This is a genomic window from Streptococcus pseudopneumoniae (genome assembly GCF_001074975.1).
Lineage (GTDB): Bacteria > Bacillota > Bacilli > Lactobacillales > Streptococcaceae > Streptococcus > Streptococcus pseudopneumoniae_D.
Genome location: NZ_JUUO01000094.1, coordinates 1 through 1,971 on the forward strand (window position 1 = coordinate 1; position 1,971 = coordinate 1,971).

The window sequence follows — 1,971 nt, forward strand, 5'->3', positions numbered from 1 at the left end:
AAACTAGCCGCAGGTTGCTCAAAACACTGTTTTGAGGTTGTAGATAAGACTGACGAAGTCAGTAACATATCTACGGCAAGGCGACGTTGACGTGGTTTGAAGAGATTTTCGAAGAGTATAAGCATTTTACTGAAATTTTATCCTACCCTCTAGGGTAGCAAATGACTTTCCCTATCAAAAATGGTAAAATGAAAAAAATAATTCATGAATCGAGGAAAAAAGATGCAAGAAAAGATTTTGGTAACAGGCGGTGCAGGATTTATCGGTACCCACACTGTCATTGAGTTAATCCAAGCTGGTCATCAAGTTGTTGTCATAGATAACTTGGTCAACAGTAGCCGTAAAAGTCTTGAAGTAGTAGAAAGAATCACAGGAGTTGAGATTACTTTTTATGAAGCTGATATCCGAGATACGGATACGCTTCGTGATATTTTCAAACATGAGGAGCCAACAGGAGTTATCCATTTTGCAGGTTTGAAGGCAGTTGGTGAGTCAACTCGTATCCCACTTGCCTACTATGACAACAACATTGCTGGTACAGTGAGTCTTTTAAAAGCAATGGAAGAAAACAACTGTAAAAACATCATTTTCAGTTCTTCTGCGACAGTTTACGGAGATCCGCACACAGTACCCATCTTGGAAGATTTCCCACTTTCAGTGACCAATCCATACGGTCGTACCAAGCTTATGCTTGAGGAAATTTTGACAGATATCTACAAGGCAGACTCAGAATGGAATGTGGTCTTGCTTCGTTACTTTAACCCAATCGGAGCGCATGAGAGTGGGGATTTGGGAGAAAATCCAAACGGTATTCCAAACAACCTCTTGCCATATGTGACTCAAGTAGCCGTTGGGAAATTAGAGCAAGTGCAAGTATTCGGAGACGATTACGATACGGAAGACGGAACTGGTGTTCGTGACTATATCCACGTTGTCGATCTGGCTAAAGGTCACGTTGCAGCACTGAAAAAAATCCAAAAAGGATCAGGTCTAAACGTTTATAACCTCGGGACAGGTAAAGGCTATTCTGTTCTTGAAATTATCCAAAATATGGAAAAAGCAGTGGGACGTCCAATTCCTTACCGCATTGTAGACCGTCGCCCAGGTGATATCGCAGCTTGCTATTCAGATCCTGCAAAAGCCAAAGCAGAACTCGGTTGGGAAGCAGAACTAGACATCACCCAAATGTGTGAAGACGCATGGCGTTGGCAAAGCAAGCATCCAAATGGATTTGAAGACTAAGATGGTGATGTCAATCATTGTCCCCTGTTTAAACGAAGAGGAAGTACTTCCTCTTTTTTATCAGGATCTGGAATCTTTACTTCCAGATTTGGAAATAGAAATCGAATATGTCTTTGTCGATGATGGATCGAGCGACGGAACCTTGGAACTCTTAAAGTCTTATCGGGAGCAAAATCCGGCAGTGCATTATATTTCTTTCTCTCGAAATTTTGGCAAAGAAGCAGCTCTGTATGCAGGCTTGCAGTATGCGACAGGAGATTTGGTGGTGGTAATGGATGCAGATCTTCAGGATCCTCCTAGTATGCTGCTTGAGATGAAAGCTTTACTAGACCAGAATGCAGACTTGGACTGTGTTGGAACACGCAGAACTAGCCGAGGGGGAGAACCAGTTTTACGTAGTTTCTGTGCTGATCTCTTTTACCGACTTATGCAAAAAATCAGTCCAGTAGCTCTTCCTCTAGGGGTTCGTGATTTTCGCATGATGAGAAGGTCTGTAGTAGATGCCATTTTAAGCTTGACTGAGTCCAATCGTTTTTCGAAGGGACTCTTTGCCTGGGTCGGCTTTAAAACCCACTATCTGGACTATCCAAATGTCGAAAGGCAGGCTGGCAAGACCAGTTGGAGTTTTAGGCAACTCTTTTTCTACTCCATTGAAGGGATTGTTAATTTTTCAGATTTTCCCTTGATTATAGCTTTTGTGGCTGGTCTCCTATCTTGTTTTATTTCTTT

At 42.2% G+C, this 1,971-nt stretch carries 2 protein-coding genes; both read left to right on the plus strand.

What is annotated here, in order from left to right:
* The first annotated feature begins 222 nt into the window (after positions 1-222).
* Complete coding sequence (galE, locus tag ADI86_RS05250) at positions 223-1,242, plus strand: UDP-glucose 4-epimerase GalE (protein WP_049532063.1); 1,020 nt, start codon at positions 223-225, stop codon at positions 1,240-1,242.
* Between the two features lies 1 nt (position 1,243).
* Positions 1,244-1,971 (plus strand): glycosyltransferase family 2 protein (locus ADI86_RS05255; RefSeq protein WP_049532064.1); only part of this gene is annotated, 728 nt, incomplete at its 3' end.